Source organism: Actinopolyspora mortivallis DSM 44261 (assembly GCF_000384035.1).
GTDB classification, from domain to species: Bacteria; Actinomycetota; Actinomycetes; order Mycobacteriales; family Pseudonocardiaceae; genus Actinopolyspora; species Actinopolyspora mortivallis.
In genome coordinates, this window is the sequence record NZ_KB913024.1 from 444,504 (window position 1) to 469,496 (window position 24,993).

Below are 24,993 nucleotides of genomic sequence, written 5' to 3' on the forward strand. Positions count from 1 at the left end.
ATCACTCCTCGGTCGGCGCTGCGGTTCAGTTTCCTTCCAAACCCCGCAGCGAGTTGAGCGTGTCGGCATAGCCCTGGCAGAACGCACGCAGATCGGACTGGGTTATCGACAGCGGCTCGACGAACGTGCCGCTCTGCTGGATGATCAGCCCCTTGCGGGAAGCCGCGTACTTCACGGCGTCGTCCGGGGCGGCAGGCACGCCGGTCAAGCATTCCACAGCACCGTTCACGGCCTCCGTCGTACTGCCGTACCGCTCGGAGAAGAATCTGCCGAAACGGGACTGGTGCCCACCATCACTGAGCAGGTTCCGGAACTCGGTCACCACGTTCGCGCCCGCCTTGACCGCAGTGCCGATGTGGTAGCCGTCGACGTCCTCGACCAGGTCGTTGAGCATGAACGTCGTCAGGACGTTCGACTTCGCCAGCCGGTCCATGGCGTACTTGTGGCCGTCCTTGTTCTCGTCCTCGGCCCGGACCCACTCGCCGTAGAAGGTGATCAGATCACCGCACCAACCACCCAGGTCACCGAGTTCGATCTCGGCGCCCTTCCCCGCCCCCTCCAGGAGGTAGGCGTTCGCCGTGGCGCACAGGTGATCCACGTGGATCGTCACCCCGGCGGAGGGATCCTGGTAGTTGTGGTGCTTGGAAGTCCGCAGACCGGCATCACGGCACTTCGCGACGAAGCCTTCGTCTACGAGCTCGAAGTTAGCGCGCCACTTCCAGTCGTTGTACCTGGGGTAGCGCATCCACTCCAGCGTGAGCTTGGAGGCGCGGGACGAGTCGTAGGAACGCGCCAGCTCGTGGACCTGTTCCAGGTAGGCGAGGAAGTCGTCCACCGGAGTGGTGTCGCGGTTGATCGAGTCGGCCCCGAAGTCGGCCCCGGGGCGGTGTACCACCCGGTCGAGGTCGAAGACGTCGTCGCCGTTGTGGAACTCGAACTCCTTGATCTGGTTGAACGCCCAGTTCAGCGGCAGTGGGAAACCGAGGTTGCCGGAGAATCCCCAGGACATGCCGGACACGAAGGAGTGCGACACGTACGCCTCGGAACTGGCTCGGGCGCACACGTTCCGCGAGCCGTACACGCCGGGGATGAATCTGTTCCCCTGGCTGTTGAGGGCGCCCTGCACCCCCTGGAAGTAGGGGATGATGTTCGAGGTGATCTCCGGATCCGTGGCGTCGTAGTCGACGGCGAAGTAGATCACGGTTCCCCAGTTGAACCCGTAGTGCTCTCCCCGCTCGTGGGCTTGCAGCCCGTGCTGGTAGCCGACGGAGTAGGTGAAGTCAGCCAGATCGCGAGCGTTGTACTGCCAGATCGGAAAGCACCGTAGGCTCGCGTCGAAGATATTCTGCAGCTCCCCGTCCTTGATCTCTTTGTCCAGGTCGCTGCTTGGGGGCTCTGCCAGATAGCGGCCGATCGCGCGGTAGCCGGCCTCGTACAACGCCCGCGCGCGGGAAGCGGTGATGGTGAATCGCGTGTCACACGAGTCGGCCGGGCGGTCGGGATCACCCGTGGACACCAGCAACTGTGCCCAAGTCGTGAAGTCTCCTTCGCCGGTGACGGGCAGTGCGGAGAACTCCTGGAACTTCCTGACGAACGTGGCCGTCGCGGAGGTGTAGTCGTCTCGGAACCCCACGCCGGCCGGTGCACCGGGGACCGGTTCGTTGAAGATGCACGCGGCGTGGAACAGCTGGGTGACCGGTCCGGTGGAACCGACGGACTGCGGGTTCCGCTTCAGGCCGGCTTCCGTGCCGGGACCGAAGTTTCCGTTCGGGCCGGGTACGTTCATCTCGTACTGCAGGGCCTTCATCAACGCCTGCTGCACGTCGCGCGAGAAGTGACCGTCGCACGGGCCGATGAAGTAGTTCGGCTTCGTCCAGTACCGGCCGTTCAACCAGCGCTGGATCTCCCGCACCTCCTGCCTGCCACCGCCGAGAATGATGTAGGCGTCCATCGTCAGCAACGCTTTGAAGATCTTCGGGGTGACCTGGCCGCCGGAGGTTCCCGTCCCGCCTTCCGGCAGGCCCATGTCGCTCCGCATCTCCTTGACGGCCTCGGTGGTGACGGTTCCGTAGCCACCGTAGCTGTTCGCGCCCCAATAGCCCTTGCAGAACAGGGCGTGCTGGATGATCCGCACGATGTTGGGGTTGGCGTCCCACCCGAACCCGATGTCACCGAGGTCCCGCACCCCGGCCAGGGTGCCGGGGCCGAAGTTCGCGACACCGGCGAGATGCCCAGCTCGTGCTGCAGCCCCATCGTGAGGGACCACATGGTGCTCCACCCGGTCCGGCCGTCCTCATCGCATTTCTGGTACCCGGCTATGTCGCCGTAGGTGGTGTTCACCCATCGCTGGGCTTCGAGGACCTTTTCGTCCATGTAACTTCGCGCACCTCTTCGGTCAAGTGTGGGCGCACAGAACTCCGGGGCGGCCTGAAAAGCTGGTCTCCCGAGAAGTTTTCTGTGGCTGTCAACGTGTGACAGCGAGAAGGTGACGTTCTGTTTCCCCAGTTCCTCTCGCTACGGTTGCTCATGAGAACCTGCGTGGAGCGTAGTCATGACGTCGGTTTCGCGCTACCCCTGGAACAGATCTGTGTTTCTTCGCGAGATATTCTTTCCGGACCATTGACTTTCTCGGTTGACCGTAATACTCGGGTGCGTGTTTTGGTGGCGCGAGGTCGCGACGGTTTTCCGGTGCGAAGGCTGGTGTGTCGGGGGCTGAAGTGGTGTCTGACGAGGTGGGCGGGGCTCTGCCGTGAAGGTCTCCCCGCGTTCGACACGTAGTGCGACGAGGTTGTCGACTCCGCTGTCACGTCGGACCTGGAACGGGAAAACCGGGAAAAATCGTCCTGGTGGGGTTTCGTCGCGAATTACGAATCAGTTCATTGGTGGGGTGTGTGTCACACGGAGTTGCTGCTGACTCGTCCGTGATGCGGATTTTCGGCGGAACCGAGAACGAGGAATTTTGTCCGGGGTGTTCGAAGTGTTCCGTTTTGTCGTCCTGTTCGGCACCGCCGGAGTGGTGCCCCGAAAATGACGTGTGGCACCGGGGGAGTCTCGTGACTTTGTTCGGGGAGAACGCGCTGTTCGTCTTTCGGGGAAGGGCGGCAAGAAAAAGGGACCGGGAGCATCGAGGACACTTTTCCGTCGTTCCCTCCGAGGGGAGCCACGGAGATGAGACCCGAACGCCTGCCCGGGGAGCGTGGCCGTGTGGTCGATCGCCCCCGGTTCCCCGCTCCTACGGGATCCGGTCACAGGGCGGTCGTGACAGCGCGACTCATGCTGTCACGGACGGGCAACCGGCTGAAGAGTCTGCGGGGACGACCGGCCCGAACGCCGTCAGTGGAACTCGTTCTGCGCGGCCTCCAGGCCCTTGGTCGCCAGCGTCCGCACCGCGTCCGCGCAGTGGTCGACGAAGTAGCCGAGTTCGGCGCGTTCGGCCTTGGAGAAGTCCCGTAGCACGTAGTCGGCCGGGTCCATGCGTCCCGGCGGCCGGTCGACGCCGAACCGTACCCGCAGGTAGTCGCGGGTGCCCAGTGACCTGCTGATCGAGCGCAGACCGTTGTGCCCGTTCTCGCCGCCGCCGCGTTTGAGTCGCACCCGGCCGTAGGGCAGGTCGAGTTCGTCGTGGATCACGATCACCGACTCCGGCGGGACCTTGTAGAACCGGGCGGCGGCGGCCACCGGCCCCCCGGAGAGGTTCATCAGCGACCGGGACTTCGCCACCGCCACCCGGCTACCGTCGAGTCTGCCCTCGGCGATGTCGGCCCCGGACTTGTGCCGTTTGAAGCCGCTGCCGAGGCGGCCTGCCAGCTCGTCGGCGACCAGGAAACCGATGTTGTGCCGGTTGCCCGCGTAACGCGGCCCCGGATTGCCCAGCCCGAAGACAAGGGCGAGCCGACCGGCGTCGTTGTCGTCCGGCGGGGTCACGAGCCCTCCCTGACGTGATGGCCGGGGGCCGTGCGTCTACCACACGGCCACCCGGCACGACTTCTTCCGGTTCCTCCGGTGGTCACTCGTTGGCGGTCTCGTTCTCGGAGGCCTCCTCGACGACACCCGCGCCGCTGGTGTCGATCTCGGACTCCATGTCGGCCTCCGTGGGGGATTCGGAGACGTTGGCCACCAGGACGTCCTCACCACTCTGCAGGGTGGCACCGGAGGGCAGCGGCACGTCCGGGGCGTGGAACTGGGTTCCCGCCTCGGCGTCCTGGACCGAGATCTCCAGGTGCTCCGGGATGTGCATGGTCTCGGCCTCGATCTGGATCTCGTTGGCGTCCTGCGAGACCAGGGTTCCCGGCGCGGCGTTGCCGGTGACCACCACCGGCACGCTGACGGAGACCTTCCCGCCGCGCTTGACCGGCATCATGTCCACGTGCTCGATGTAGTTCTTGGTCGGGTGGGTGGTGATCTCCTTGCACAGCGCGAGCTCGTTCTTGTCACCCGCGATGTCGAGGGTCAGCACCGCGTTGCGGCCGTTCTCCCTGATCACCCTGGCGAACTCCACCGTGGGCAGGGTCAGGTACTTCGGCTCGATGCCCTGTCCGTGCAGGACGGCGGGGACCCTGCCGGCGCGCCGGGTCCGGCGCGCGGCACCCTTGCCGAACTCGGTGCGCTGTTCCACTGCGAGGCGTATATCGGCCACGGTTACGTACTCCTTGGCTTCGGCTGAGTGTGTCAGTCGCTGGCCTGCGGCGGCGCGACGCGCGACTGGTCTGCTGGAACGGGGCGTCGAGCGCACACCGGAGTCCGAACCGGGGTCGATGCACCGGCCTGTCGCCGGTGACCACCAGCCGCCACGCCGATAACGCCGGGAGTGACCCGGCCTCGCCGAGGCAACCATGCCATTGTAGGTTCCCCTCTTCGGCCCTGGTTGGGCGGCCTCCCGGAGGATTTCCACCCTCAGGGGCGGCCCCGGAGGCACGCGCCGCGTCCCGACACGCGCGCCGTGCGCGGCCGAATGCCTTCCCCACCCGTTCGGTGGATATTACGTTACCGGCATGAGTGCGGAGACCACGGAGAGAGATCCCGCGAACACGGGATGGGGCAGCCGGTTACGACGAGTCGGGCCCGGAATCATGGCCGCCGCCACCGGAGTGGGGGCCGGGGATCTGGTCGCCACGCTGGTGGCCGGCTCCCGCTTCGGCTACACCCTGTTCTGGGCGATCGTGCTCGGCACGGTCTTCAAACTCGGGCTGGGGGAGGCCGTGGGTCGGTGGCATCTCGGCTCGAAACGGACGATGATGGCCGGATGGCGTTCCCTCGGGCGCTGGACGATGTGGTTCTTCGGCGGTTACGTCGTGGTCTGGGGGTTCGTCTACGGGGCGACGGCCATGTCCGCCACCGGTCTGCCGCTGAACGCGCTGTTCCCCGGCATCTCCGTGCGCTACTGGGGGATGTTCTGCGGGGTGGTCGGCCTGGCCCTGGTGTGGTTCGGTCGCTACCGGGCGCTGGAACGCCTCATGACCGTGCTCGTCGGGGTCATGTTCGTCACCGTGGTGGGCACGGCCGTGCTGGTGGCCCCCGACCTGACCGCCCTGGCCGGAGGGGCGGTGCCGCGGCTGCCAGACGGCTCCCTGATCTACGTGCTCGGCCTGATAGGTGGAGTGGGCGGAACCATCACCATGGCCGCCTACGGTTACTGGACCCTGGCGAAGGGGTGGCGCGGCCCCGGCTGGATCCCCTTCATGCGCACCGACAACGCGGTCGGCTACCTCACCACGGGCGTGTTCGTGGTGGCCATGTTGATCGTCGGTTCGGAGCTGCTGCTCGGGCAGGGGATCACCGACGACGACCGCGGTCTGCTCGAACTGGGCGGACGGCTGGCCGCCGAGTACGGGCAGTGGGCGCGGCTGCCGTTCCTGATCGGTTTCCTCGCCGTCACCTTCACCTCGTTGCTGGGGGTGTGGAACGGGGTGAGCCTGATGTTCGCCGACTGGTGGCGCACGTGGCGGACGGAGCCGTCCACGACCTCCGGCGGGGAGCACGGGAACGGTCTGCTGCGCAGCGCCGCCTACCGGGGGTACGTGCTGTGGCTGACGGTGCCGCCGATGAGTCTGTTGTTCTTCGACCGGCCGTTCCAGCTGACGATCCTCTACGGGGTGCTCGGGGCGCTGTTCATGCCGTTTTTGGCGGGAACGCTGCTGTTCCTGCTGAACTCGCGGCGCATGCCCGAGGCGTACCGTTCCGGCTGGGTGTCCAACGTGGTGCTGAGCCTGTGCCTGGTGCTGTTCGCGGTGCTGGCCGCGCACAAACTGCTCGGCTACCTGACCTAGAAGGCCCGTGCGGTGCCGCCCTCGGGGGCGGTTCCGCGTGGAACCGCCCCCCGGCCGGGACGTACTCGCAGCGTCACGCCTGGCCGTTGAACAGGCCGGTCACCGAACCGTCCTCGAACACCTGGTGCACCGCCTTGGCGATCAGCGGCGCGATCGAGAGCACGGTGAGCTTCTCGAAACGCTTCTCCTCCGGGATGGGCAGCGTGTTGGTCAGCACCACCTGCTTGGCGCCGCTGTTGGACAGCCGCTCCACGGCCGGTCCGGACAGCACACCGTGCGTCGCGGCGATGATCACGTCCTTGGCGCCCGCCTGCAGGAGTTGCTCGGTGGCCTTGACGATGGTGCCGCCGGTGTCGATCATGTCGTCCACCAGTACGCACAGTCGGTTCTCCACGTCACCGACCACGCGGTTGGCCACGACCTCGTTGGGCTTGCTGGGGTCGCGCGTCTTGTGGATGAAGGCGAGCGGGGTGCCGCCGAGGTTGTCCGCCCACTTCTCGGCGACCCGGACCCGGCCGGAGTCCGGGGAGACGACCGTGATCGGCTCCTCGGAGTAGGCCTCCTTGATGTAGTCGGACAGCACGGTCTGGGCGAGCAGGTGGTCGACCGGGCCGTCGAAGAAGCCCTGGATCTGGTCGGTGTGCAGGTCGACGGTGAGGATGCGGTCGGCACCGGCCGTCTTGAACAGGTCGGCCATCAGCCGGGCCGAGATGGGCTCGCGTCCCTTGTGCTTCTTGTCCTGGCGCGCGTAGGCGTAGAACGGCATGACCACGGTGATGCGCTTGGCGCTGCCCCGCTTCAGGGCGTCCACCATGACCAGCTGCTCCATCACCGCCTCGTTGATCGGGTCGCTGTGCGACTGGATCACGAAGGCGTCACAGCCGCGCACCGACTCGTCGTAGCGGACGAAGATCTCGCCGTTGGCGAACTCGTAGGCGGCCTGCGGCGTGACGTTGACGTCCAGGTACTTGGCGACCTCCTCGGCCAGTTCCGGGTGGCTGCGTCCCGAGAAAAGCTTGAGACTCTTCTTCGGTGTCGCAGACATGGCACTCACGGTCATCGTCCCCTCCCGTTGACGCTGCAAGACTCGGCTGTCACTCGTCGGTTTCGGCGGACTGGTCACGGTCGGCCAGCGCACGCCGGGCGGCCTCGTCGGCGGCGGTGCCGGGACGCTTCTCGGCGACCCAGCCCTCGATGTTGCGTTGCCTCCCTCGGGCCACCGCCATCGCACCGGGGGGAACGTCCTCGGTGATGACCGATCCGGCCGCGGTGTAGGCACCGTCCTCGACCCGCACGGGAGCCACGAACATGTTGTCGGCACCGGTCCGCGCGTGGGAACCGATCACCGTGTGGTGCTTGGCCACCCCGTCGTAGTTGACGAAGACCGTGGCGGCCCCGATGTTGCTGTGCTCCCCGATCGTGGCGTCCCCGACGTAGCTCAGGTGTGGGACCTTACTTCCCGCTCCGATCTCGGCGTTCTTCGCCTCGACGAAAGTGCCCACCTTGCCCTCGGCACCCACTCGGGTGCCGGAACGAAGATAGGCGAACGGTCCCACGGAGGCGTGAGGAGCCACCTCGGCGCTCTCCCCGTGGGTGCGTACCACCCGGGCACCGGTGGCCACCGCGCAGTCGGTCAGCGTGGTGTCCGGGCCCACCTGAGCCCCTTCGGCGACGCTGGTGTCCCCGCGCAGCTGGACGTTCGGTTCGAGCACCACGTCCCGGCCGAGGGTGACTCCGCTGTCCAGCCACACGCTGGAGGGATCGGTCACGGTGACACCCTCGCGCATCCAGTGCCGCAGCAGCCTGCGGTTGTACTCCGCGGCCACGGAGGCCAGCTGCACCCGGTCGTTGACCCCCTCGACGAGCCAGTTGTCCGCGCACACCAGCGCCCCGGTGCCGCGACCGCGCTTCCGGGCGATTCCGATCACGTCCGTGAGATACAGCTCACCCTGGGAGTTGTCCGTGGACAGTAGCCCCAACGCCTCGGTGAGGAACTCCGCGTCGAAGGCGTAGACCCCGGAGTTGATTTCGGAGAGGGCGGCCTGTTCCGGGGTGGCGTCCTTCTGCTCCACGATGGCGGTGACCTCGCCCTCGTGGTCGCGCAGGATCCTCCCGTAGCCGTGCGGATCCTCGACCACGGCGGTGAGCACGGTGACCGCGTCCCCGCGGCGGCGGTGCTCGCGAAGCAGGTTCTCCAGGGTCTCGGCGTCCAGCAGCGGAATGTCCCCGTAGGTGACCAGCACGGTCCCCCGCGGTCTCCGCTGTTCCGTCGCGCACCGGACCGCGTGCCCGGTGCCGAGCTGTTCGTGCTGCACCACGGGGGTGATCTCGCGGTCGAGTTCGGATCGCAGTCGTGTGAGATGTTCACCGACGGCCTGTCCGCCGTGCCCGATCACCACGCTCAACTCGTCGGGTGCGACACCCGCCGCGGCGCGAACCGCGTGTTCGAGCAGTGGTCTGCCCGCGATCCGGTGCAGCACCTTCGGGGTCGCGGATTTCATGCGAGTGCCTTCGCCCGCGGCCAGCACGAGCACACTCACCGGGTCGGAGGACATGCCGTCCGAAGGCGGCTGGGCAGTGACGCCCTCGAGCATCGATGCTCTCCCTCGGAGTCCAGCGGTTTCGACGTCGACACACCGTACCCGTCCGTAGGCGGTGCCGGATTCCACGGAAACCGACCCGTGCGGTCACGGGAGGAACGATGCGCCTGTGACGTCCAATCGGGTGAAGGGTAACCGTCCGGACGCCGTAGCGGACCGCTGCCCCGGCTCGTACGAACGTCCCGGTGCGCCTGCGCGAGACATGTTACCCCTCGTGTGCGGCGTGTGCCCGCAGAACATCGGCCCTGTTCGTCCCCGACGGGACTCAGGTCGCCTCCGGCGGGATCCACAGGGGCTGTTCGGAGGAGATCTCCTGGGTGGAGTCCGTGGAGACCGCGACCACCCGGTTCCCCCCGAGCCGCTTGGCGCGGTACATGGCCATGTCCGCCCGCGCCAGCACCTCGCTGGCGTCCTCGTGGGGCTGCATCGCCACCACACCGATGGACAGCGTCACCCCCCGGGACAGGGAGGCGGGCAGTTCGGCCACGGCGTGCACGGTGCGCTCCAACGCGCTCTCCGAGGCCTGCAACGGAACCCCGGGCAGCAGCACCACGAACTCGTCACCGCCGTAGCGGGAGACCAGGTCGTCGGCCCGCAGGGTGTCGCTGAGCGTGCGGGCGATCACCCGCAGCACCTCGTCGCCCTCGGCGTGGGAACGCTGGTCGTTGACCTCCTTGAACCCGTCCAGGTCCACCAGGGCGACCGAGAGCGGCTGGGCCTCGGGTTCCTGCAGCAGGCTCTCCAGCTTCGCGTCCAGCGCTCTGCGGTTGGGCAGCCCGGTGAGCGGGTCGTGCATGGCCTGGCGCGTGATCGCGTGGTGCTGCCGGTTCAACCGTTGACGGTCCAACCGGGCCTTCAGTGTGATGCTGCGGGAGGCCCGCATGTTCCACAGCTCCGTCTCCAGCTCCCGGGAGTACTCCCGCAGTGCGGGGGCGGCCTCCTCCGGAGACAGCTCGGAGTGCAGGGCGTACTCGCGCACCAGCGAGATACGCAGCCCCGGTTCGGAGACGTCCTCGGCGATCGCGTCCCTGGCTTCGAGCAGCACCTCGGTGGACCTGTCCGCGGCACCCGCCGCGCGGTGGCAGCGGGACAGCGCGATGGCGAGCACGATCCGCTCGCGTGTGGGCATGTCCTGCTCGGCCTCCGAGATCTCCGCGAGGCGCGCGACGTGTTCGGCGTCCGGATGTGCCAGGGCGGAGGCGGCCGCGAGCACGGGAAGCCGGTCGGCGTCCTGCATACCCGGGATGCGGGGGAACAGTGACTCCTGGGAGCGGCCGTCCATGGAGAGCGCGATCTGGGAGGCGGTGCCGAAACGCGCGTGCGCCTCGTCCTGCTTGCCGATCCGTTCCAGCCGCAGTCCCCAGCCGAGCAGCATCCGGCAGCGGTTGATCAGGTGCGTGGCGATCTCGTACGGGCCGCCGCTTTCCCGGATGCGGTGGTGGGCGCGGGCCATGACCTCGTCGGCCATGTCGTAGATCCCGAGCTGGGTGAGGACCCGACCGATGTCGATCAGCGCGGTGGCCAGCAGGCGTTCCCAGGAGCGCCGGCCGAGGGTCGCGTCCGGGACGAGGTCGTCGTCGAGGATGACCAGCGCCTCGGCCGCCTGGTTGAGCGCGTTGTCCTCGTTGCCGTCGATCAGGGCCAGTCGTCCCCGCAGGGCGTGGGCGTCGGCGCGCAGCACGTCGAGCCGGTGTCGGCGGGTGTGGGTGAGCAGCTCGTCGAGCAGCGGAACGGCCTGCTCGGCCATTCCCGGGGCGCACAGCCGCAGCATCGAACCGCAGCACAGCAGCTGCCCGACCATCCTGGGGTTCCCCCGACGCCGGGCCTCGCTCAACAGTTCGTCGGCCTCGCGGAGGGCGGCCCGTCGTCCCTGGAGATCGCTGTGTTGACCGACGACCTGCAACTCGCGGGCGCGTCCCATCACCCACGCGTCGGAGACCTCGCCGAGCGAAGTAGCCGCTCCCTCCCGCGCGTCAACCACGTCGTCGCGCAGCGGCACACACCCCCTGTCGGAGCCGACCCGTCCGGTCGGCGCGTGTTGTCAACTGGGGTGTCGGTCGCTCCGCCGCCAGGATTCGAACCTGGACTATCGGAACCAAAATCCGAGGTGCTGCCTTTACACTACGGCGGATCGCACGACACGACATCGCACTGTCCGCACCACACCACGGGGTGCGGTCTCGACTTCGCAGCTTACCGACCACGCGGCGTGCTGGCGACGTCCGGCCGCTCGCTGTCGCGTCCGAGGTCATGATGTCATGCCCCCTCTCGGCGTCGACATCCGGATGGAGCCTGTGGTGTCCGAGTGTGGTGAGAGGTCCTCTCACCAGTGGTTTCCTCGCGTGGCCGGTGGGCCACGGCGGGTTCCCGTACGGTTCGCCGATCGACTGGCCGTGAGGTGTCGGTGCTGCCAGGGTTGGGTACGACGAAGGAACGCGGGAAACCTACGCCGCCGTAGGTTACGCTGCCGTAGGCTGAAAGGGGCATTCCGGTCGGTCCGGACCGGCAGGCGGGCGTACCGGGATGCCAGGCGGTGAGTGGACCGCTTTCGAACAGCCACTACGAAAACCCCCTTCTCAGAAGTCAGTAGAGGTAACCAAATGACCGCACCGACCGAGAGCGCGGCCGCTGAGGAGCGGCCCCGCCGCCAGGCCCCCAAAGCCCTGACGGCGGGACGCCGTCCCCACCTCGCTCAGGCCCTGGTCTACGTGTTCGTCATAGTTCCGTTGATCGCGTTGGTAGCCGCCGTTCCCGCCGCCTGGGGGTGGGGACTGGGACCGGTGGACGTCTCGCTGGCCGTCTTCTTCTACGTGGTCAGCGGACTGGGGGTCACCGTCGGCTTCCACCGTCTGTTCACCCACAGGTCGTTCAAGACCAACCGGACCGTGCAGGTGCTGCTGGCCGTCTCCGGTATGAGCGCCGTGCAGGGGCCGGTGATCAACTGGGTGGCCGACCACCGCAGGCACCACGCCTACTCGGACCGAGAGGGCGACCCGCACTCGCCCTGGCGTTTCGGAAGCTCGGCGGCGGCCCTGGCCAAGGGATTCTGGTACGCCCACATGGGTTGGCTGTTCCAGCGGGACATGACCAACGCCGACCGCTTCGCCCCCGACCTGCTCAAGGACCGGGTGCTCTCCCGCGTCAACAGGCTCTTCCCGGTGTGGACGCTGGCCAGTTTCCTGGTGCCCGCGCTGCTGGGCGGGCTGATCACCTGGTCCTGGTGGGGAGCGCTCACCGCGTTCTTCTGGGCCGGGCTGGTCCGGGTCTCCGTGCTGCACCACGTCACCTGGTCGGTGAACTCGATCTGCCACATGATCGGTGAGCGCCCGTTCAAGAGCCGGGACCGGGCGGCCAACTTCTGGCCCCTGGCGATCGTGTCCTTCGGCGAGTCCTGGCACAACTCCCACCACGCGGACCCGACCTGCGCCCGACACGGGGTGCTCAAGGGGCAGCTGGACATCTCGGCCCGGACGATCTGGATGCTGGAGAAACTGGGCTGGGCCTGGAAGGTGCGTTGGCCCAGTGAGAAGCGGCTCAGCAGGATCTCGGCGACCGAGCAGGGGCACTGACCGGCTCCGACCGGTTCCGGCCCCCCGGGCGGGCCGGCCGGGGGCGTCGGACGCCCCAGGGCCGGGCCCACTGGCCCGGCCCCTTCCCGGGGATTGGGGGCCCGGGAAGGGGCGGGCGTAACGGGGCGCGTGCGCGGGCTCGCGGAGGGGGCGCCCCGGCGACGATAGGGTGGTGGCTCGTGGTGGCACGCCGAGGTGACCGGGGCAGGGACAACGCCCCCCGGGGTGAGGTCGGTGCCCGGGGCGCCGCCCGGGTCCGGATGAGCGGCAAGGAACGGCGCGGGCAGCTGTTGGAGGTGGCCCGGGCGCTGTTCGCCGAGAAGGGTTTCGACGGGGCCTCGATCGAGGAGATCGCCCACCGCGCCGAGGTGTCCAAACCGGTGGTCTACGAACACTTCGGCGGCAAGGAGGGCATTTACGCGGTGGTGGTCGACCGCGAGATGCAGACCCTGCTGGACTCGGTCGTCTCGGCCCTCTCCGCCGGTCACCCCCGGGAACTGCTGGAGCAGGCCGCGCGGGCGCTGCTGGACTACATCGACACCTCCACCGACGGTTTCCGGATCCTGGTGCGGGACTCGCCCGTGGCCAGCGCCACCGGCACCTTCTCCGGCCTGCTGAACGACATAGCCAGCCAGGTCGAGCACATCTTCGGGTTGCAGTTCGGTTCGCGCGGCTACGACACGGAGCTGGCCCCGCTGTACAGCCAGGCGCTGGTGGGGATGGTCGCGCTCACCGGACAGTGGTGGTTGGAGGCCAGGCGGCCGGACAAGGACGAGGTCGCCGCCCACCTGGTGAACCTGGCCTGGAACGGTCTGTCCCATCTGGAACACCGGCCGAGGCTGCGCACCCGGTAGCCGGCGGCGGCTTCAGCCATCGGAGTCCCGTGGGGCCGGTTCGGCCGCACGGTGCTCGTAGCTGGCCTTGCTCCACTCCAGGACCCACGGGGGAAGCTCGGGGCGTCGTACGGGGCCGGGCAGCAGCCCCACTATCCGCTCGGGGGTGATCTTCTCCCCGTCGCGGGCGAGGAAACGCAGCTGGATCACGGCCGTGGTGGTCGACCTGCCCTCGCTGGTGACCCGGTGTTCCAGGTAGAAGTGCTGTTCGTCCCAACCGAGAATCCGCGTGCGCAGGGTGAACGCGCGGAAGGGGCGCAGCGGGCGGCGGAAGGATCCGGTTTCGTTGGTGACCACCGCGTGCCAGCCCCGGGAGCGCATCAGACGCAGCAGGCCCGAACGCAGCATGAGGTCGATCCGGCCCAGGTCGAAGACCGAGAAGTAGACCCCGTTGTTCATGTGTCCGAGCAGGTCGAGGTCGGTGGGCGAGACCCGGAAGTTCGTGGTGCAGGGGCCGAGCGGGTCCACCCGGGGCCGGAACGTGCTTTTGAGCACGACCAGCAGCAGACGCAGCAGCATGTTCATCGACGGCTCCTCTCGGAGAACCACATAAGTTACTGGCGGGTAACAGTAGGGGTGTGGCGGAGGGCGGGCAACTGCCCACCCCCGTGAACAGCGACACACGACGCGACCGTGAGGTGGGGACCACCTTGTGTGGTCCGTGCGGCGATCCTTCCGCACCAGCAGCTCGCCCCCTTCGCGTTCGGGGCGTGCGAGTCGACGGCGGGCAAAGTCGTACTCTGGAGGAGGTACCCGCCAGTCGGCTCCGCGCGCCCGGCGACACGAGGTCGTTTTCGCGGCGCGGCCACTGTCCGCGGGACGTCGGCGTTTCCCTCCGTCGCGGTGCGAGGTTGTTCATGACCCAGGCTGGTCCCCTGGCGGGACTGCTCGAGACCCTGTCCCGTGATCCGGCGTTGGGGCGTGTCGCTTCATCCGTCGACACCGGCCGGCTCGCGCTGGAAGGGCCCGCGGCCTCCCGTCCGTTCGTGGCCACGGCCCTCGCCGCCGGGGAGTACTGGGGAGGTGAGAACCGACCGGTGCTGCTGGTGACGGCCACGGGCAGGGAGGCCGAGGAGGCGGCCGCCGCCGTCTCGACCCTGCTCGGCCCGGAAGGGGTCGAGATGATGCCCTCCTGGGAGACCCTCCCGCACGAGAAGCTCTCCCCCCGGGCGGACACCGTCGGACGGCGCCTGGCGGTGCTGCGCAGGCTCGCCCACCCGGAGCAGCACCCGCACGGACCGGTCCGGGTGCTGATCACCACGGTGCGCAGCCTGATCCAGCCGTTGGCCCCCGACCTCGGCGAACTGGTTCCCGTGCGGCTGCGGGTCGGCGAGGAGCACGACTTCGAGGAGCTCGTCGAGCGGTTGGCCGGGCTCGCCTACAACCGGGTCGACATGGTCGAGAAACGCGGCGAGTTCGCCGTGCGCGGCGGCATCGTCGACGTGTTCCCCCCGACCGAGGAGCACCCGCTGCGGCTGGAGTTCTTCGGCGACGAGGTCACCGAGATCCGCCCCTTCTCGGTGACCGACCAGCGTTCCCTGGGGGAGGCGGCCGGTTCCGAGTCCTCGGCGGAGCTCGACGCCCCGCCCTGCCGGGAGCTCCTGCTCACCGAGGAGGTCCGCGCCCGGGCCGCCGAGCTCGCCGCGAACCACTCCGGCGACGCCCAGTTGGGGGAGATGCTGAACAGTCTCGCCTCGGGAATACCCGTCGAGGGGATGGAGGCGCTCATCCCCGCGCTGTGCGCGGGCAGGATGCGACTGTTGACCGAGCTGGTCCCCGAGGGGACACACGTGCTGCTCAGCGACCCGGAGAAGATCCGGGCCCGGGCCGCCGACCTGGTGCGCACCGGCGAGGAGTTCCTGGAGGCCTCCTGGATGGTGGCCGCCGAAGGGGGTTCGGCACCGGTCGACCTCGGGGACTCGGCCTACCGGGGACTGACCGAGGTGGCCGACCGCACCCGGGAACTGGGGCTGCCGTGGTGGACGCTGAGCCAGTTCAGCAGCGGCGAGGGGGACGGCGACGCCGAGCACGGAGTGCTGCGGCTGGGCTTGCGGGAGAGCGAACGCTACCGCGGCGACGTGCGGCGCGCCTTCGAGGACCTGCGGACCCACACCGCCGGGGGCGGTGTCACGCTGCTGGTGGTCCCCGGCGGCGGCACCGCCCAGCGCGCGGTGCAGCAGCTGCGTGAGGCGGAACTGCCCGCCAAGTACGTGGAGGAGGGCCTGACCGCCGAGCCCGAGCCGGGCGTGGTCACCGTGGTGCGGGCGAACCTGGAGGACGGCCTCTCCGCCCCGGACGTGGGACTGGTGCTGCTCACCGAGACCGACCTGACGGGCGGACGGGGCGGCACCTCCACCGGGGACATGCGCCGGATGCCCTCGCGGCGCCGCAGGTCGGTCGACCCCTTGGCGCTGAAGGCCGGGGACTACGTGGTGCACGAGCAGCACGGCATCGGCAAGTACGTCGAGATGGTGCAGCGCACCGTCGGCGGCGCCACACGTGAGTACCTGGTGCTGGAGTACGCCTCCAGTAAGCGCGGCCAGTCCGGGGACCGGCTGTTCGTGCCGACCGACCAGCTGGACGAGGTCTCGCGCTACGTCGGCGGGGAGACTCCCACGCTGAACAAGCTCGGCGGCACCGACTGGAAGAACACCAAGGCCAAGGCTCGCAAGGCGGTCAAGGAGATCGCCTCCGAACTCGTCCAGCTCTACGCCGCCCGGCAGGCCTCCCCCGGCCACGCCTTCGGCCCCGACTCCCCCTGGCAGCGCGAGCTGGAGGACGCCTTCCCCTACACCGAGACCGGTGACCAGCTCGCCGCCATCGAGGAGGTCAAGGCCGACATGCGGAACTCGGTGCCGATGGACCGGGTCATCTGCGGCGACGTCGGTTACGGCAAGACCGAGATCGCGGTCCGCGCCGCCTTCAAGGCCGTGCAGGACGGCAAGCAGGTGGCGGTGCTGGTGCCCACCACGCTGTTGGCCCAGCAGCACCTGAACACCTTCACCGAACGGATGCACTCCTTCCCGGTGACGATCCGGGGGCTGTCCCGGTTCACCGATCCCCACGAGGCCGAGCAGACCGTCAACGGGCTCGCCTCCGGGGAGGTGGACATCGTCATCGGTACGCACCGCCTGCTGCAGACGGGGGTGCGCTACAAGGACCTGGGCATGGTCGTGGTCGACGAGGAGCAGCGTTTCGGTGTGGAGCACAAGGAGCACATCAAGCAGCTGCGCACCCACGTCGACGTGCTCACGATGTCGGCCACGCCCATCCCGCGGACCCTGGAGATGAGCATGGCCGGGATCCGCGAGATGTCCACGATCCTCACCCCGCCGGAGGAGCGGCACCCCGTGCTGACCTACGTGGGGGTCTACGACGAGAAGCAGGTCGCCGCGGCCGTGCGGCGGGAGCTGCTGCGCGACGGGCAGGTCTTCTTCGTGCACAACCGGGTGCACGACATCGAGAAGACGGCGCGACATCTGCGCGAACTGGTTCCGGAGGCGCGGATCGTCACCGCCCACGGGCAGATGAACGAGGACCGGCTGGAAAAGATCATCCAGGGGTTCTGGGAACGCGAGTACGACGTGCTGGTGTGCACCACGATCGTGGAGACCGGCCTGGACATCTCGAACGCCAACACGCTGATCGTGGACCGCTCGGACACCCTCGGGCTGGCCCAGCTGCACCAGCTGCGTGGCAGGGTCGGCCGTGCCAGGGAGCGGGGCTACGCCTACTTCCTGTATCCGCCGGACAAACCGTTGACCGACACGGCCCACGACCGGCTGGCCACCATCGCGCAGAACTCCGAGCTGGGCGCGGGGATGGCCGTGGCGATGAAGGACCTGGAGATCCGTGGCGCGGGCAACATCCTCGGTGCCGAGCAGTCCGGGCACATCGCCGGGGTCGGTTTCGACCTGTACATGCGCCTGGTGGGGGAGGCCGTGCAGGCCTACCGCGAGGACGGCGGCCTCGACTCCGAGGAGGAGGAACTCACCGACGTGCGGGTGGACCTGCCGGTGGACGCGCACATCCCGCACGACTACGTGCCGGGCGAGCGCCTGCGGCTGGAGGCCTACCGCAAGATCGCCGCCTCCGCCGACGAGAAGGACCTGGAGGCGGTGCGCGGCGAACTGACCGACCGCTACGGCCCACTGCCCGAACCGGTGGAACGGCTGCTGAAGGTGACCGCCTTTCGGCAGGTGTGCCGGGCGCACGGGGTCACCGAGGTGACCCTGCAGGGGTCCTCGGTGCGCTTCGCCCCGCTGGAACTGCCCGAGTCGGCCCAGATCCGGATGAAGCGGCTGTACCCGAAGGCGGTGTACAAGTCCACTGTGCGGACCGTGTCGGTTTCCCGTCCCACCGAGGGGGCAGCCGGTGGTCGCATCGGGGCTCCGCCGCTGCGGGACGAGGCGCTGCTGGAGTGGTGTTCCGGCCTGGTGACCTCGCTGGTGGGCAGTCCCGAACCGGCGTAGGGGGCCCGCGCGGGGCCGGAGCCGGACCGGGTTCACGGCCGGAGTGCGGCGACGCGGTCCGGGCGGTCTTCTCCAGTGTGTCCCGGGAGGGTTCCGCGCGAGCCGCACGCGGGGCGGCCTCGGAGACGGTCACCGTGGTTTCCCGCCGCGTCGAGGCGTAGTGCCTGCCGTCGAAATCCACGCCCGAGTGTGTGAGCCAGCCGCGCGAGAGCTCGTCCAGGTTGTCGGTTCCCTGGGTGTCCACCAGCTCCCGAGGTTCCACCGGAATCATCCGTGTTTCCCCGGACACACCACACGAACGGCCGAAGAAAGGACACTTCGGTCGTCCGCACTGCTCTCATCGGGTGATGCTCGGTGAATCGTTTCGTTCACGATCGCGTTGTCTCCTAGCGTTCCGTCCGGTGGGCGGGGACATCCCTTTCGGACGCGGTTTCCTCGCGTGCCACCACAGCGTGTTCGTTCACGGAAATCGGGAACAACGGTTTCCCGTCTCCCTTCTCGTCGGGCAACGGGAAACCCGGAGGCACATGTGAGTGAGCAAGGCAGACTGTTCGGCACGGAGCTTCGACGGGTGCGTATCTCCGCCGGGATCTCCCTGGACAAGCTGTCCGAACTGGTGCACTACAGCAAGGGATATCTCAGCAAGGTCGAAACCGGACACAAACGGCCGTCACCGGAACTCGCGCGAGTCTGCGACAGCAGACTCGGAGCCGGTGGAACGCTGAGCGAGTTGGTTCCGCTGCCCCCGTCCGGAGCACCACGCTCGGAGGAAGACGGTGAGGTGTGGCTCATGGGATCTGATCGGGACGATACGAGTCGGTGGCCGACGGTGAACCGTCGTGGCCTGTTGGCAGCCGGGGCCGTGTCGGCGGTCTCCCCGGGGATGTTTCTGGGGAACGCCTCGGCGGTGGAGGAGAGGTCGCTGGAGACCTTCCGGAGCATGTTCGGTCAGTTCCGTGAACTGGGGCAGACGGTCAATCACGCGGTGGTCCTGCCCGCTCTCGTGGCGCACACGCACACCTTGGGCGAACTGGCCGACAACGCCACCACCGGCAACCGTGACGAGATCCTGGTTCTGGGCTCCCGGTACGCCGAGTACACCGGCTGGATGGCCCAGGAAGCCGGGGAGGAACGAACCGCGCTGCGGTGGACCGAACGAGCCGCCGACATGGCCGAGGCCGCCGGGGACCACGACCTGGTGAACTACACGCGGGTGCGCCGTGCGCTGTTCGCCCTCTACCGCAACGACGCGCGACGGACGATCGAACTGGCCCAGCAGGCCCGCGACGGCCGGATTCCGCCCCGGATCCGCGCCTTGGCCCTGCAACGGGAGGCGCAGGGACACGCGCTGGCGGGCGACTACGACTCCTGTATGCGGGTCCTGGACCACGCCCGCGAGGCCTACGAGGTCGCCTCCTCCGACACGGCCTTAGCCCTGGGCAGTACGAACCTGGCCGACCCCGTCGCCATGGTGACCGGATGGTGCCTGCACGACCTGGGACGTCCCGGTGAGGCGATTCCGGTGCTGGACCGGGAGATCCAGCGGGTGCCGGTGCGTGCCTCCCGCTCCCGGGCCCGCTACGGCGTTCGCCGCGCACTCGCCCACGCGGCGGAGGGCAACGTCGAGCACGCCTGCGCCCTCACCGAGCGGATCCTCGACACCGTCGACGCGATCGAGTCCGCCACCGTCACCACCGATCTGCGGAGGTTACGCCACACCCTCGTCCGGTTCCGTGACAACCCCGCGGTGAAGGAACTGACTCCGCGCCTGACCCAGTCGTTACGAGCTCGTCTGTGACGCGAACGAACCCCGTGTGCCGAAAGGAGAACTCGGTGGCCGAGATCTTCGTCAACTATCGCAACGGCGACTGCCACGACGCGGCCGTCGCCCTCGAACGGGAACTGTCCCACCGTTTCGGCGACGAGAAGGTGTTCCGTGCCAGCAAGTCGATCCCGCCCGGCGACAACTTCCGGGACGCGTTGACACGGGCCTCCGGCGGCGCTCGGGTGCTGCTGGTGCTCATCGGCGACCGGTGGCTTTCCACGCGCGACGAGCAGGGTCGGTTGCTGCTGGACAGAGAGGACGACTGGACCCGCACCGAGATCCTCAACGCCCTGGAGTCGGGGGCCCGGGTCATCCCGGTCCTGTGTGGGCGAACCCTGCCCCGACTGTCCGCGACCGACCTGCCCCCGGCCCTGGCGCCGCTGGCGGACTGCCAGTCGTTGCGCTACGACAGCGGAAGCGCCGAACGCGATCTCGGCGAGATCGCCCGTACTCTCGCCGAGCTCGTCCCCGGGCTGGAGGACCGCACCGTCAGGCAGGAAACCGAGCGCTCGGAGGTCCGCAACTCGGTGACCAACACCACCGCCGGACAGGTGCTGCAGGCGCGCGACGTCCGCGAGAACAACTTGACGAACATCGGCACCGTCAACGGACACGTGCAAACCGGGGGTGGTCCCCAGTACAACACCACCAGTCACGGTGACGGGGCCAACCACGTGAACGGGTCGGTGCATGGCGGGATCAACCAGAACTTCGGTGGGACGAGCGAACGCGAGCGTGCCAAGTGAGCGAAACCGACATCGAGGAGATCTACGGTCCCGTACACACCGGATCCGGGGATCTGTACTCCGGATCGACCGTGGTCATGAACATTCTGCGGGAGACCACCGAGTACCTGCGTTCCAGCGGGTTGATCCCGCACGACGAGTTCCGGTGGCTGAAGAGGCGTTTCGTGCCGCCGCAGCACTTCGGGCTGGCCCGGGATCGGCTGAACGGGACACGAACGGTGCTGTTGCACGGTGCCGTCGGCAGCGGCCGCCGCAGCGCGGCGAAGATGCTGCTGCACGAGCTGTCCGAGGACACCGGTTCCTTCGCGGAGTTCGCCGATGAAGCGGCGTTCCCGGAAAACGGGCTGTTCCCGGAACGGGTCAAGCCGGGACAGCGACTTCTGCTGGACCTGACCCACAGTGACGCGGACACCCTGCGTGCCCGGCGCCGCGAGCTGCCGGCGCTTCGTGCCGTTCTCGACGAGCGGGACGCCTACCTGGCTGTCGTGCTGCCGTCCCACCGGCGGGACTGGGCGGACGAGGAGCTGACCGAGCACGTCGTCACGATAGGGCGCCCCTCGGAACACCTGGTGTTGCAGCGGCACCTGGCCGCCCGGGAGATCACCCCACCCGAACGGGACGACCTGCCGGAGGAGCTGACGCGGTACCTGAAGGGCCCGCTTCGCGACATCGACAGGCTGGTGGAGCTGGTCGAGCGGCTCGGGCAGAGCCACCCCGACGGGGACGTGTTCGCCTGGCTGCACGAGGCCCTGGTGGCGGTCACGGAGCGTCGGGCGCAAGCCGCCAAGCAGGTAGAGAACCTGTCGGAGGGGCGCCAGCGAGCTGTGCTGTTCGCCGCCGCGATGTGCCACGACGCCTCCGCCGACGCGGTCTTCTTCGCCGCGCAGAAACTCGTGGAGCTGTTGGAGCTGACCGATCGGGAGGCCCCGCGCCTGGAGCAGCGCGGACACCTCGCCCAGCTCGGGGACCTCGTCGGTGTCGACGTCGTCGACCACGGCCAGCCCGTCGGTTTCACCTCCTTCGCCTACGACCGGGCGGTGCGTTCCCACTTCTGGGAGAACTATCCGGACCTGCGGTCCTCCTTCTGTACGTGGATCGAGGAGGCGATCCGCTCGACGAGCTTCACCGACCGGGACCGGCAGCGGGTGGTGGAACGTCTGCTCGACCACGCGTTGCGCACCGGGTGCGTGCTCGACGTGGCCCAGCGGATCGCCCGATGGAGCAATCTCGACCAGCAGCTCTACTCCGGGTACTGGATGCGGTTCGCCGAGCAGGCACTCGTGGCCGGACTCCGCGACGAGGAACACGCGGCCTCGTTCCGCCGGCTCGTCTACCTCTGGTCGTGGTACGAGAACCTGCCCCAGCAGGTGGGCCAGTTGATCGTGCACGTGTGCACCGAGGTGATCGCGCCGAACTTCCCGGAGCAGGCGATCGTGCGGCTGCACCAGCGTGCCCGCAGGGAAGGCGAGTCCGTCGAGCCGAGCGCCCGGCAGGCTCTGCGGAAGCTGGCGGAGGAGCGCGGCATGTTGCGCCGCGTGATCGCCAGGTTCGCCGCCGAATTCCGGAATGGCCGGAATGAGCGGTGGTTGTTGGTGGATCTGGACCTGTTCGTCGACGTGCTCGACCCGACGCGGCTGACCGAGGACACCGGAACGACGAAACCGTTGGCCGCCGAACCCGTCGTGTGGTCCCAGCTGGTGTTGGGGCTGCGCACCGTGATGATCCACCGGGCGGAGTCGGCCCGGTGGCTCGTCGACAGGTGGTTGACAGCGGTCGGGCGGTCGCGCCACCCGGACCTTCTGTTGCGTCTGCTCACCGAGGCGGCTGACTACGAGCCCCGTGCTCTCGGTGCGCTGCACGTGACGGCACGGCACTGGAGCCGCACGGCCGAGGGCGATCCCCGCGTGGCCGAGCGCCTCACCCACCTGATCGACGAGCGCCAGGGGATCGATCCTGCCGCCTACACCCTGGTGCCGAACGCCGAGGAGACGAGACCGTGAGCAAGGAAAACCGGATTCTGTTCGCAGGACTGGCGGTCGCCTTCGTGCTGCCGCTCGTGCTGGGCCTGCTGCTCGGCTGGCCCGCCTGGGTGACCGTTCCGTTGTTGGTGCTGGTGCTGGTGGGGATCTACCGCAAGCTCGTGTACGGGACCCACACGGCCGTCGACCAGGTGGGGGCGCTGTTGGACAAGCTCGGTCTCCACCGGGGCAATCCCACGCGTGATCTGACCGCCAACCGGTTCGCCAGGCTGATCGAGGCCTCCGGCAACACCGAGGTGGCCGCCGAGGTGCGTCACCGGTTCGACTCCCCGTCCGCCCCCGAGGCGGCCGGTGGACAGCACCCCGTGTGGAGCGGCTTCTCGCGGTGAGGTGAGTCCTCGGTTGCCCGGATCCCTTCGGTCCGGCCCGGGCCACCTTCAGCCCCGGCGCAACGCCTCTCGTGCGGCGGGTAGCGCGGCCTCGCGGTCGCGGGCCACCACGCCGAGGCGGGTCCGGCGGTCGAGCAGGTCGTCGGTGTCCAGGGCTCCCTCGTGCCGTACGGCGAAGAGCAGTTCCGCGAGGGTGACGTCGGTGCCCTCCGCGACCGGTTCCGTGCCCTCCGGAGCCCCCGCGGCCTGGTCGAGCACCAGGGGGGCCTCGGTGCCGTGGCGCGCCACGAGCCCGCGTGGTGCGTTCACCCGGGACAGTCGCGCCCGGTCGGCGGCCCCCACCAGCGGCAGCCGGGCGGTGCGGCACGGCCCGGCGTCCAGCCCGGAGGCCCGGACAGCCTCGTCCACGGCGTCCTCGGCCATGCGGCGGTAGGTGGTCAGCTTGCCGCCGACCACGCTGACCACGCCGTTCTGTCCGGTGAGCACCGCGTGATCGCGGGACAGGTCGGCGCTGCTGCCGTCCCTGCCGCTCAGCAGGGGGCGCAGGCCCGAGTAGGTGGCGAGCACGTCGGCGGCGCGCAGTGGTTCGGTCAGCGCGGTGTTGATCGTCTCCAGCAGGAAGTCCACCTCGTGTGCCGCCGCTTCGGGGACGTCCGGCACGGAGCCGGGTTCCTCCTCGTCGGTCAGTCCGATGTGGATCCTTCCGTTGTCGGCGGGCAGTGCGAAGACGAAACGGTTGGTCGTGCCCGGAACCGGTACCGTCAGCGCCGCGTCCAGGCCAGGCAGCGAGTCGGCCGAGACCACCAGGTGTGTCCCCCGGCTGGGCCGCAGCGTGAGCTCGGGGGCGATCTCGTCGGCCCACACCCCGGTCGCGTTGACCACCGCCCGGGCCCGCACGGGCACGCTCTGCCCGCCGAGGCGGTCGTGCAGCACGGCTCCTCGACCGTGCACCCGCTCGGCCGCGCAGCGGGTGAGCACCCTCGCCCCGTGGCCGGCGGCCGTACGCGCGATCGCGGTGACCAGCCTGGCGTCGTCGACGAGCTGCCCGTCCCAGGCCAGCAGCCCGCCCCGTAACCCCTCGTGCCGCACCGGCGGTGCCATGCGCAGTGTTTCGACCGTGCCGATCCGGCGGGAACGCGGCAGGCACGTCGAGCCGGTTCCCGCCGCCAGCCGGAGCACGTCCCCGGCCAGGAACCCGGCCCGCACCAGCGCGGCCCTGGGCGTGTCCGTCTCGGGCAGCAGCGGTACGAGCTGGGGCAGCGGACGCGTCAGGTGCGGTGCGGTCCTGCGCAGCAGGATGCCGCGTTCCACCGCGCTCTCGTGGGCGAGGCCGACGTGGCCGGAGGCCAGGTAGCGCAGCCCGCCGTGCACGAGTTTGGAGCTCCAACGACTGGTGCCGAACGCCAGGTCGTGCTTCTCGGCCAGTACCACCGACAGTCCCCGGCTGGCGGCGTCGAGTGCGACTCCGGCGCCGGTGACTCCCCCTCCGATCACCAGCAGGTCCACCCGGTCGTCCTCGGCCAGTTCGGACAGTTCCCGGTTCCTGCGGGCGGCGTTCAGCGAGGTCTCGCGCATGGTCGGCTCCTTGTCGGGGTGGTTCCGTTCTCCCCCGCCGGGGCGGGGTGGTGGGTTACGTCCCACCGGACGAACTCGTGCCGGGTTCCTCCGTGTCGGGACGGGGGCGCAGGTAGCCGTCGAGCATGGTCCGCAGGTGTTCGTCCAGGCGGCGGGCGGGCAGGCGGTCGGACACCACGCGCCAGGACAGCGCCGCGGACTGGACCACGAGCAGGATCGTCGCCGCCATCTCGGCGGGATCTCCCTCGGCGATCGAACCGTCCCGCTGGCCCTGTCGGAGGACCGTCTCGAAGACGTCCAGGATCTCGCGCTGGCTGGTGCCGAGCCGGTCGAAGGTGTAGGTGGTCAGCAGTTCCGGGTCGGTCTCCAGGATCTTCACCAGCAGTGGGTGTTCGCGCACCGTGGCGAGGGTGTCGACGATCCCGTCGACGCTGTACTCGCGCGTGTTGTGTGGCCGCTCGCCGGGGTCGGGCAGCAGCGCGCGCAGCTCCCTGGTGAGCAGGTCGGCGGTGAGGGCGCGCATGTCGGGCCAGCGGCGGTAGACGGTCGGGCGGCTCACTCCCGCGCGCCGGGCCACCTCGGTCAGCGTCGCGCGGCGGAGTCCGATCGCGAGGACGCACTCGCGCGCGGCATCCAGAATGGCCGTATCGTTACGACTTGACGCCATGTGTAAAACTGT

At 68.9% G+C, this 24,993-nt stretch carries 17 protein-coding genes and 1 tRNA gene; 8 read left to right on the plus strand and 10 right to left on the minus strand.

The genetic code is table 11. From position 1 onward, the window contains the following. Nucleotides 1-25: 25 nt before the first annotated feature. The 3 genes from ACTMO_RS21625 to ACTMO_RS0102255 all read right to left on the minus strand — a co-directional run bounded on the left by ACTMO_RS21625 (nt 26) and on the right by ACTMO_RS0102255 (nt 4,636). Nucleotides 26-2,266, minus strand: coding sequence for a glycoside hydrolase domain-containing protein (locus ACTMO_RS21625; protein WP_211212891.1), 2,241 nt, complete (start codon nt 2,264-2,266; stop codon nt 26-28). A 1,067-nt stretch (nt 2,267-3,333) separates the two neighbouring features. Then, nucleotides 3,334-3,924 (minus strand): aminoacyl-tRNA hydrolase, encoded by a 591-nt coding sequence (pth, locus tag ACTMO_RS0102250; RefSeq protein WP_019853030.1) that lies wholly within the window; start codon nt 3,922-3,924, stop codon nt 3,334-3,336. Between the two features lie 82 nt (nt 3,925-4,006). Further along, a complete protein-coding gene (locus ACTMO_RS0102255) occupies nt 4,007-4,636 on the minus strand; it encodes a 50S ribosomal protein L25/general stress protein Ctc (RefSeq protein WP_026448782.1) in 630 nt (209 codons plus the stop codon). 355 nt (nt 4,637-4,991) lie between these two features. Here ACTMO_RS0102255 and ACTMO_RS0102260 point away from each other — a divergent pair, with 355 nt between their 5' ends. Further along, a complete protein-coding gene (locus tag ACTMO_RS0102260) occupies nt 4,992-6,266 on the plus strand; it encodes an Nramp family divalent metal transporter (protein ID WP_026448783.1) in 1,275 nt (424 codons plus the stop codon). Nucleotides 6,267-6,339: 73 nt separating this feature from the next. On the opposite strand, the gene ACTMO_RS0102265 is transcribed toward ACTMO_RS0102260, so the two are convergent. From ACTMO_RS0102265 to ACTMO_RS0102280, 4 genes are all read right to left on the minus strand, one after another. Then, nucleotides 6,340-7,311, minus strand: a complete 972-nt coding sequence (locus tag ACTMO_RS0102265) for a ribose-phosphate diphosphokinase (protein WP_245556005.1) — start codon at nt 7,309-7,311, stop codon at nt 6,340-6,342. A gap of 49 nt (nt 7,312-7,360) precedes the next feature. Continuing rightward, nucleotides 7,361-8,860 carry a bifunctional UDP-N-acetylglucosamine diphosphorylase/glucosamine-1-phosphate N-acetyltransferase GlmU gene (gene glmU / locus ACTMO_RS0102270; RefSeq protein WP_019853034.1) on the minus strand — a complete coding sequence of 500 codons (1,500 nt, stop codon included), beginning with the start codon at nt 8,858-8,860 and terminating at the stop codon, nt 7,361-7,363. 271 nt (nt 8,861-9,131) lie between these two features. After that, nucleotides 9,132-10,865 carry a GGDEF domain-containing protein gene (locus ACTMO_RS0102275; protein ID WP_019853035.1) on the minus strand — a complete coding sequence of 578 codons (1,734 nt, stop codon included), beginning with the start codon at nt 10,863-10,865 and terminating at the stop codon, nt 9,132-9,134. A 61-nt stretch (nt 10,866-10,926) separates the two neighbouring features. After that, nucleotides 10,927-10,997: transfer RNA gene (locus tag ACTMO_RS0102280), tRNA-Gln, on the minus strand. A gap of 469 nt (nt 10,998-11,466) precedes the next feature. On the opposite strand from ACTMO_RS0102280, the gene ACTMO_RS0102285 reads away from it, so the two are divergent. Then, nucleotides 11,467-12,435 carry an acyl-CoA desaturase gene (locus tag ACTMO_RS0102285; protein WP_019853036.1) on the plus strand — a complete coding sequence of 323 codons (969 nt, stop codon included), beginning with the start codon at nt 11,467-11,469 and terminating at the stop codon, nt 12,433-12,435. 260 nt (nt 12,436-12,695) lie between these two features. Next, entirely contained in the window at nt 12,696-13,289 is a 594-nt protein-coding gene (locus ACTMO_RS0102290; protein ID WP_026448785.1) for a TetR/AcrR family transcriptional regulator, read from the plus strand. A 12-nt stretch (nt 13,290-13,301) separates the two neighbouring features. Here the strand turns inward: ACTMO_RS0102290 and ACTMO_RS0102295 are convergent, their stop codons facing one another. Beyond that, nucleotides 13,302-13,853: a thioesterase family protein gene (locus ACTMO_RS0102295; protein ID WP_019853038.1), complete on the minus strand. Its 552-nt coding sequence runs from the start codon at nt 13,851-13,853 to the stop codon at nt 13,302-13,304. 332 nt (nt 13,854-14,185) lie between these two features. Here ACTMO_RS0102295 and mfd point away from each other — a divergent pair, with 332 nt between their 5' ends. The 5 genes from mfd to ACTMO_RS0102325 all read left to right on the plus strand — a co-directional run bounded on the left by mfd (nt 14,186) and on the right by ACTMO_RS0102325 (nt 22,739). Further along, entirely contained in the window at nt 14,186-17,800 is a 3,615-nt protein-coding gene (mfd, locus tag ACTMO_RS0102300; protein WP_019853039.1) for a transcription-repair coupling factor, read from the plus strand. A gap of 529 nt (nt 17,801-18,329) precedes the next feature. Then, entirely contained in the window at nt 18,330-19,598 is a 1,269-nt protein-coding gene (locus ACTMO_RS0102310; RefSeq protein ID WP_019853041.1) for a helix-turn-helix domain-containing protein, read from the plus strand. A gap of 35 nt (nt 19,599-19,633) precedes the next feature. Further along, nucleotides 19,634-20,371 (plus strand): toll/interleukin-1 receptor domain-containing protein, encoded by a 738-nt coding sequence (locus tag ACTMO_RS0102315; RefSeq protein WP_019853042.1) that lies wholly within the window; start codon nt 19,634-19,636, stop codon nt 20,369-20,371. After that, nucleotides 20,368-22,371, plus strand: a complete 2,004-nt coding sequence (locus ACTMO_RS0102320) for an NACHT domain-containing protein (RefSeq protein WP_019853043.1) — start codon at nt 20,368-20,370, stop codon at nt 22,369-22,371. Before ACTMO_RS0102315 ends, ACTMO_RS0102320 begins: the two co-directional genes overlap by 4 nt. Beyond that, complete coding sequence (locus tag ACTMO_RS0102325; protein ID WP_019853044.1) at nt 22,368-22,739, plus strand: hypothetical protein; 372 nt, start codon at nt 22,368-22,370, stop codon at nt 22,737-22,739. Before ACTMO_RS0102320 ends, ACTMO_RS0102325 begins: the two co-directional genes overlap by 4 nt. A 48-nt stretch (nt 22,740-22,787) precedes the next feature. Here the strand turns inward: ACTMO_RS0102325 and ACTMO_RS0102330 are convergent, their stop codons facing one another. Further along, the gene (locus tag ACTMO_RS0102330; RefSeq protein ID WP_019853045.1) at nt 22,788-24,314 is read right to left on the minus strand and encodes a glycerol-3-phosphate dehydrogenase/oxidase; all 1,527 of its coding nucleotides are present in this window, start codon (nt 24,312-24,314) and stop codon (nt 22,788-22,790) included. Nucleotides 24,315-24,369: 55 nt separating this feature from the next. Beyond that, a complete protein-coding gene (locus ACTMO_RS0102335) occupies nt 24,370-24,981 on the minus strand; it encodes a TetR/AcrR family transcriptional regulator (protein WP_026448786.1) in 612 nt (203 codons plus the stop codon). Nucleotides 24,982-24,993 lie beyond the last annotated feature (12 nt).

What these genes read in the sequence shown, in the direction of transcription:
- ACTMO_RS0102260 (WP_026448783.1), top strand. Translation starts at nt 4,992, where the DNA reads ATGAGTGCGGAGACCACGGAGAGAGATCCCGCGAACACGGGATGGGGC.
- ACTMO_RS0102265 (WP_245556005.1), bottom strand. Translation starts at nt 7,311, where the DNA reads ATGTCTGCGACACCGAAGAAGAGTCTCAAGCTTTTCTCGGGACGCAGC.
- glmU (WP_019853034.1), bottom strand. Translation starts at nt 8,860, where the DNA reads ATGCTCGAGGGCGTCACTGCCCAGCCGCCTTCGGACGGCATGTCCTCC.
- ACTMO_RS0102285 (WP_019853036.1), top strand. Translation starts at nt 11,467, where the DNA reads ATGACCGCACCGACCGAGAGCGCGGCCGCTGAGGAGCGGCCCCGCCGC.
- ACTMO_RS0102290 (WP_026448785.1), top strand. Translation starts at nt 12,696, where the DNA reads ATGAGCGGCAAGGAACGGCGCGGGCAGCTGTTGGAGGTGGCCCGGGCG.
- ACTMO_RS0102295 (WP_019853038.1), bottom strand. Translation starts at nt 13,853, where the DNA reads ATGAACATGCTGCTGCGTCTGCTGCTGGTCGTGCTCAAAAGCACGTTC.
- mfd (WP_019853039.1), top strand. Translation starts at nt 14,186, where the DNA reads ATGACCCAGGCTGGTCCCCTGGCGGGACTGCTCGAGACCCTGTCCCGT.
- ACTMO_RS0102330 (WP_019853045.1), bottom strand. Translation starts at nt 24,314, where the DNA reads ATGCGCGAGACCTCGCTGAACGCCGCCCGCAGGAACCGGGAACTGTCC.
- ACTMO_RS0102335 (WP_026448786.1), bottom strand. Translation starts at nt 24,981, where the DNA reads ATGGCGTCAAGTCGTAACGATACGGCCATTCTGGATGCCGCGCGCGAG.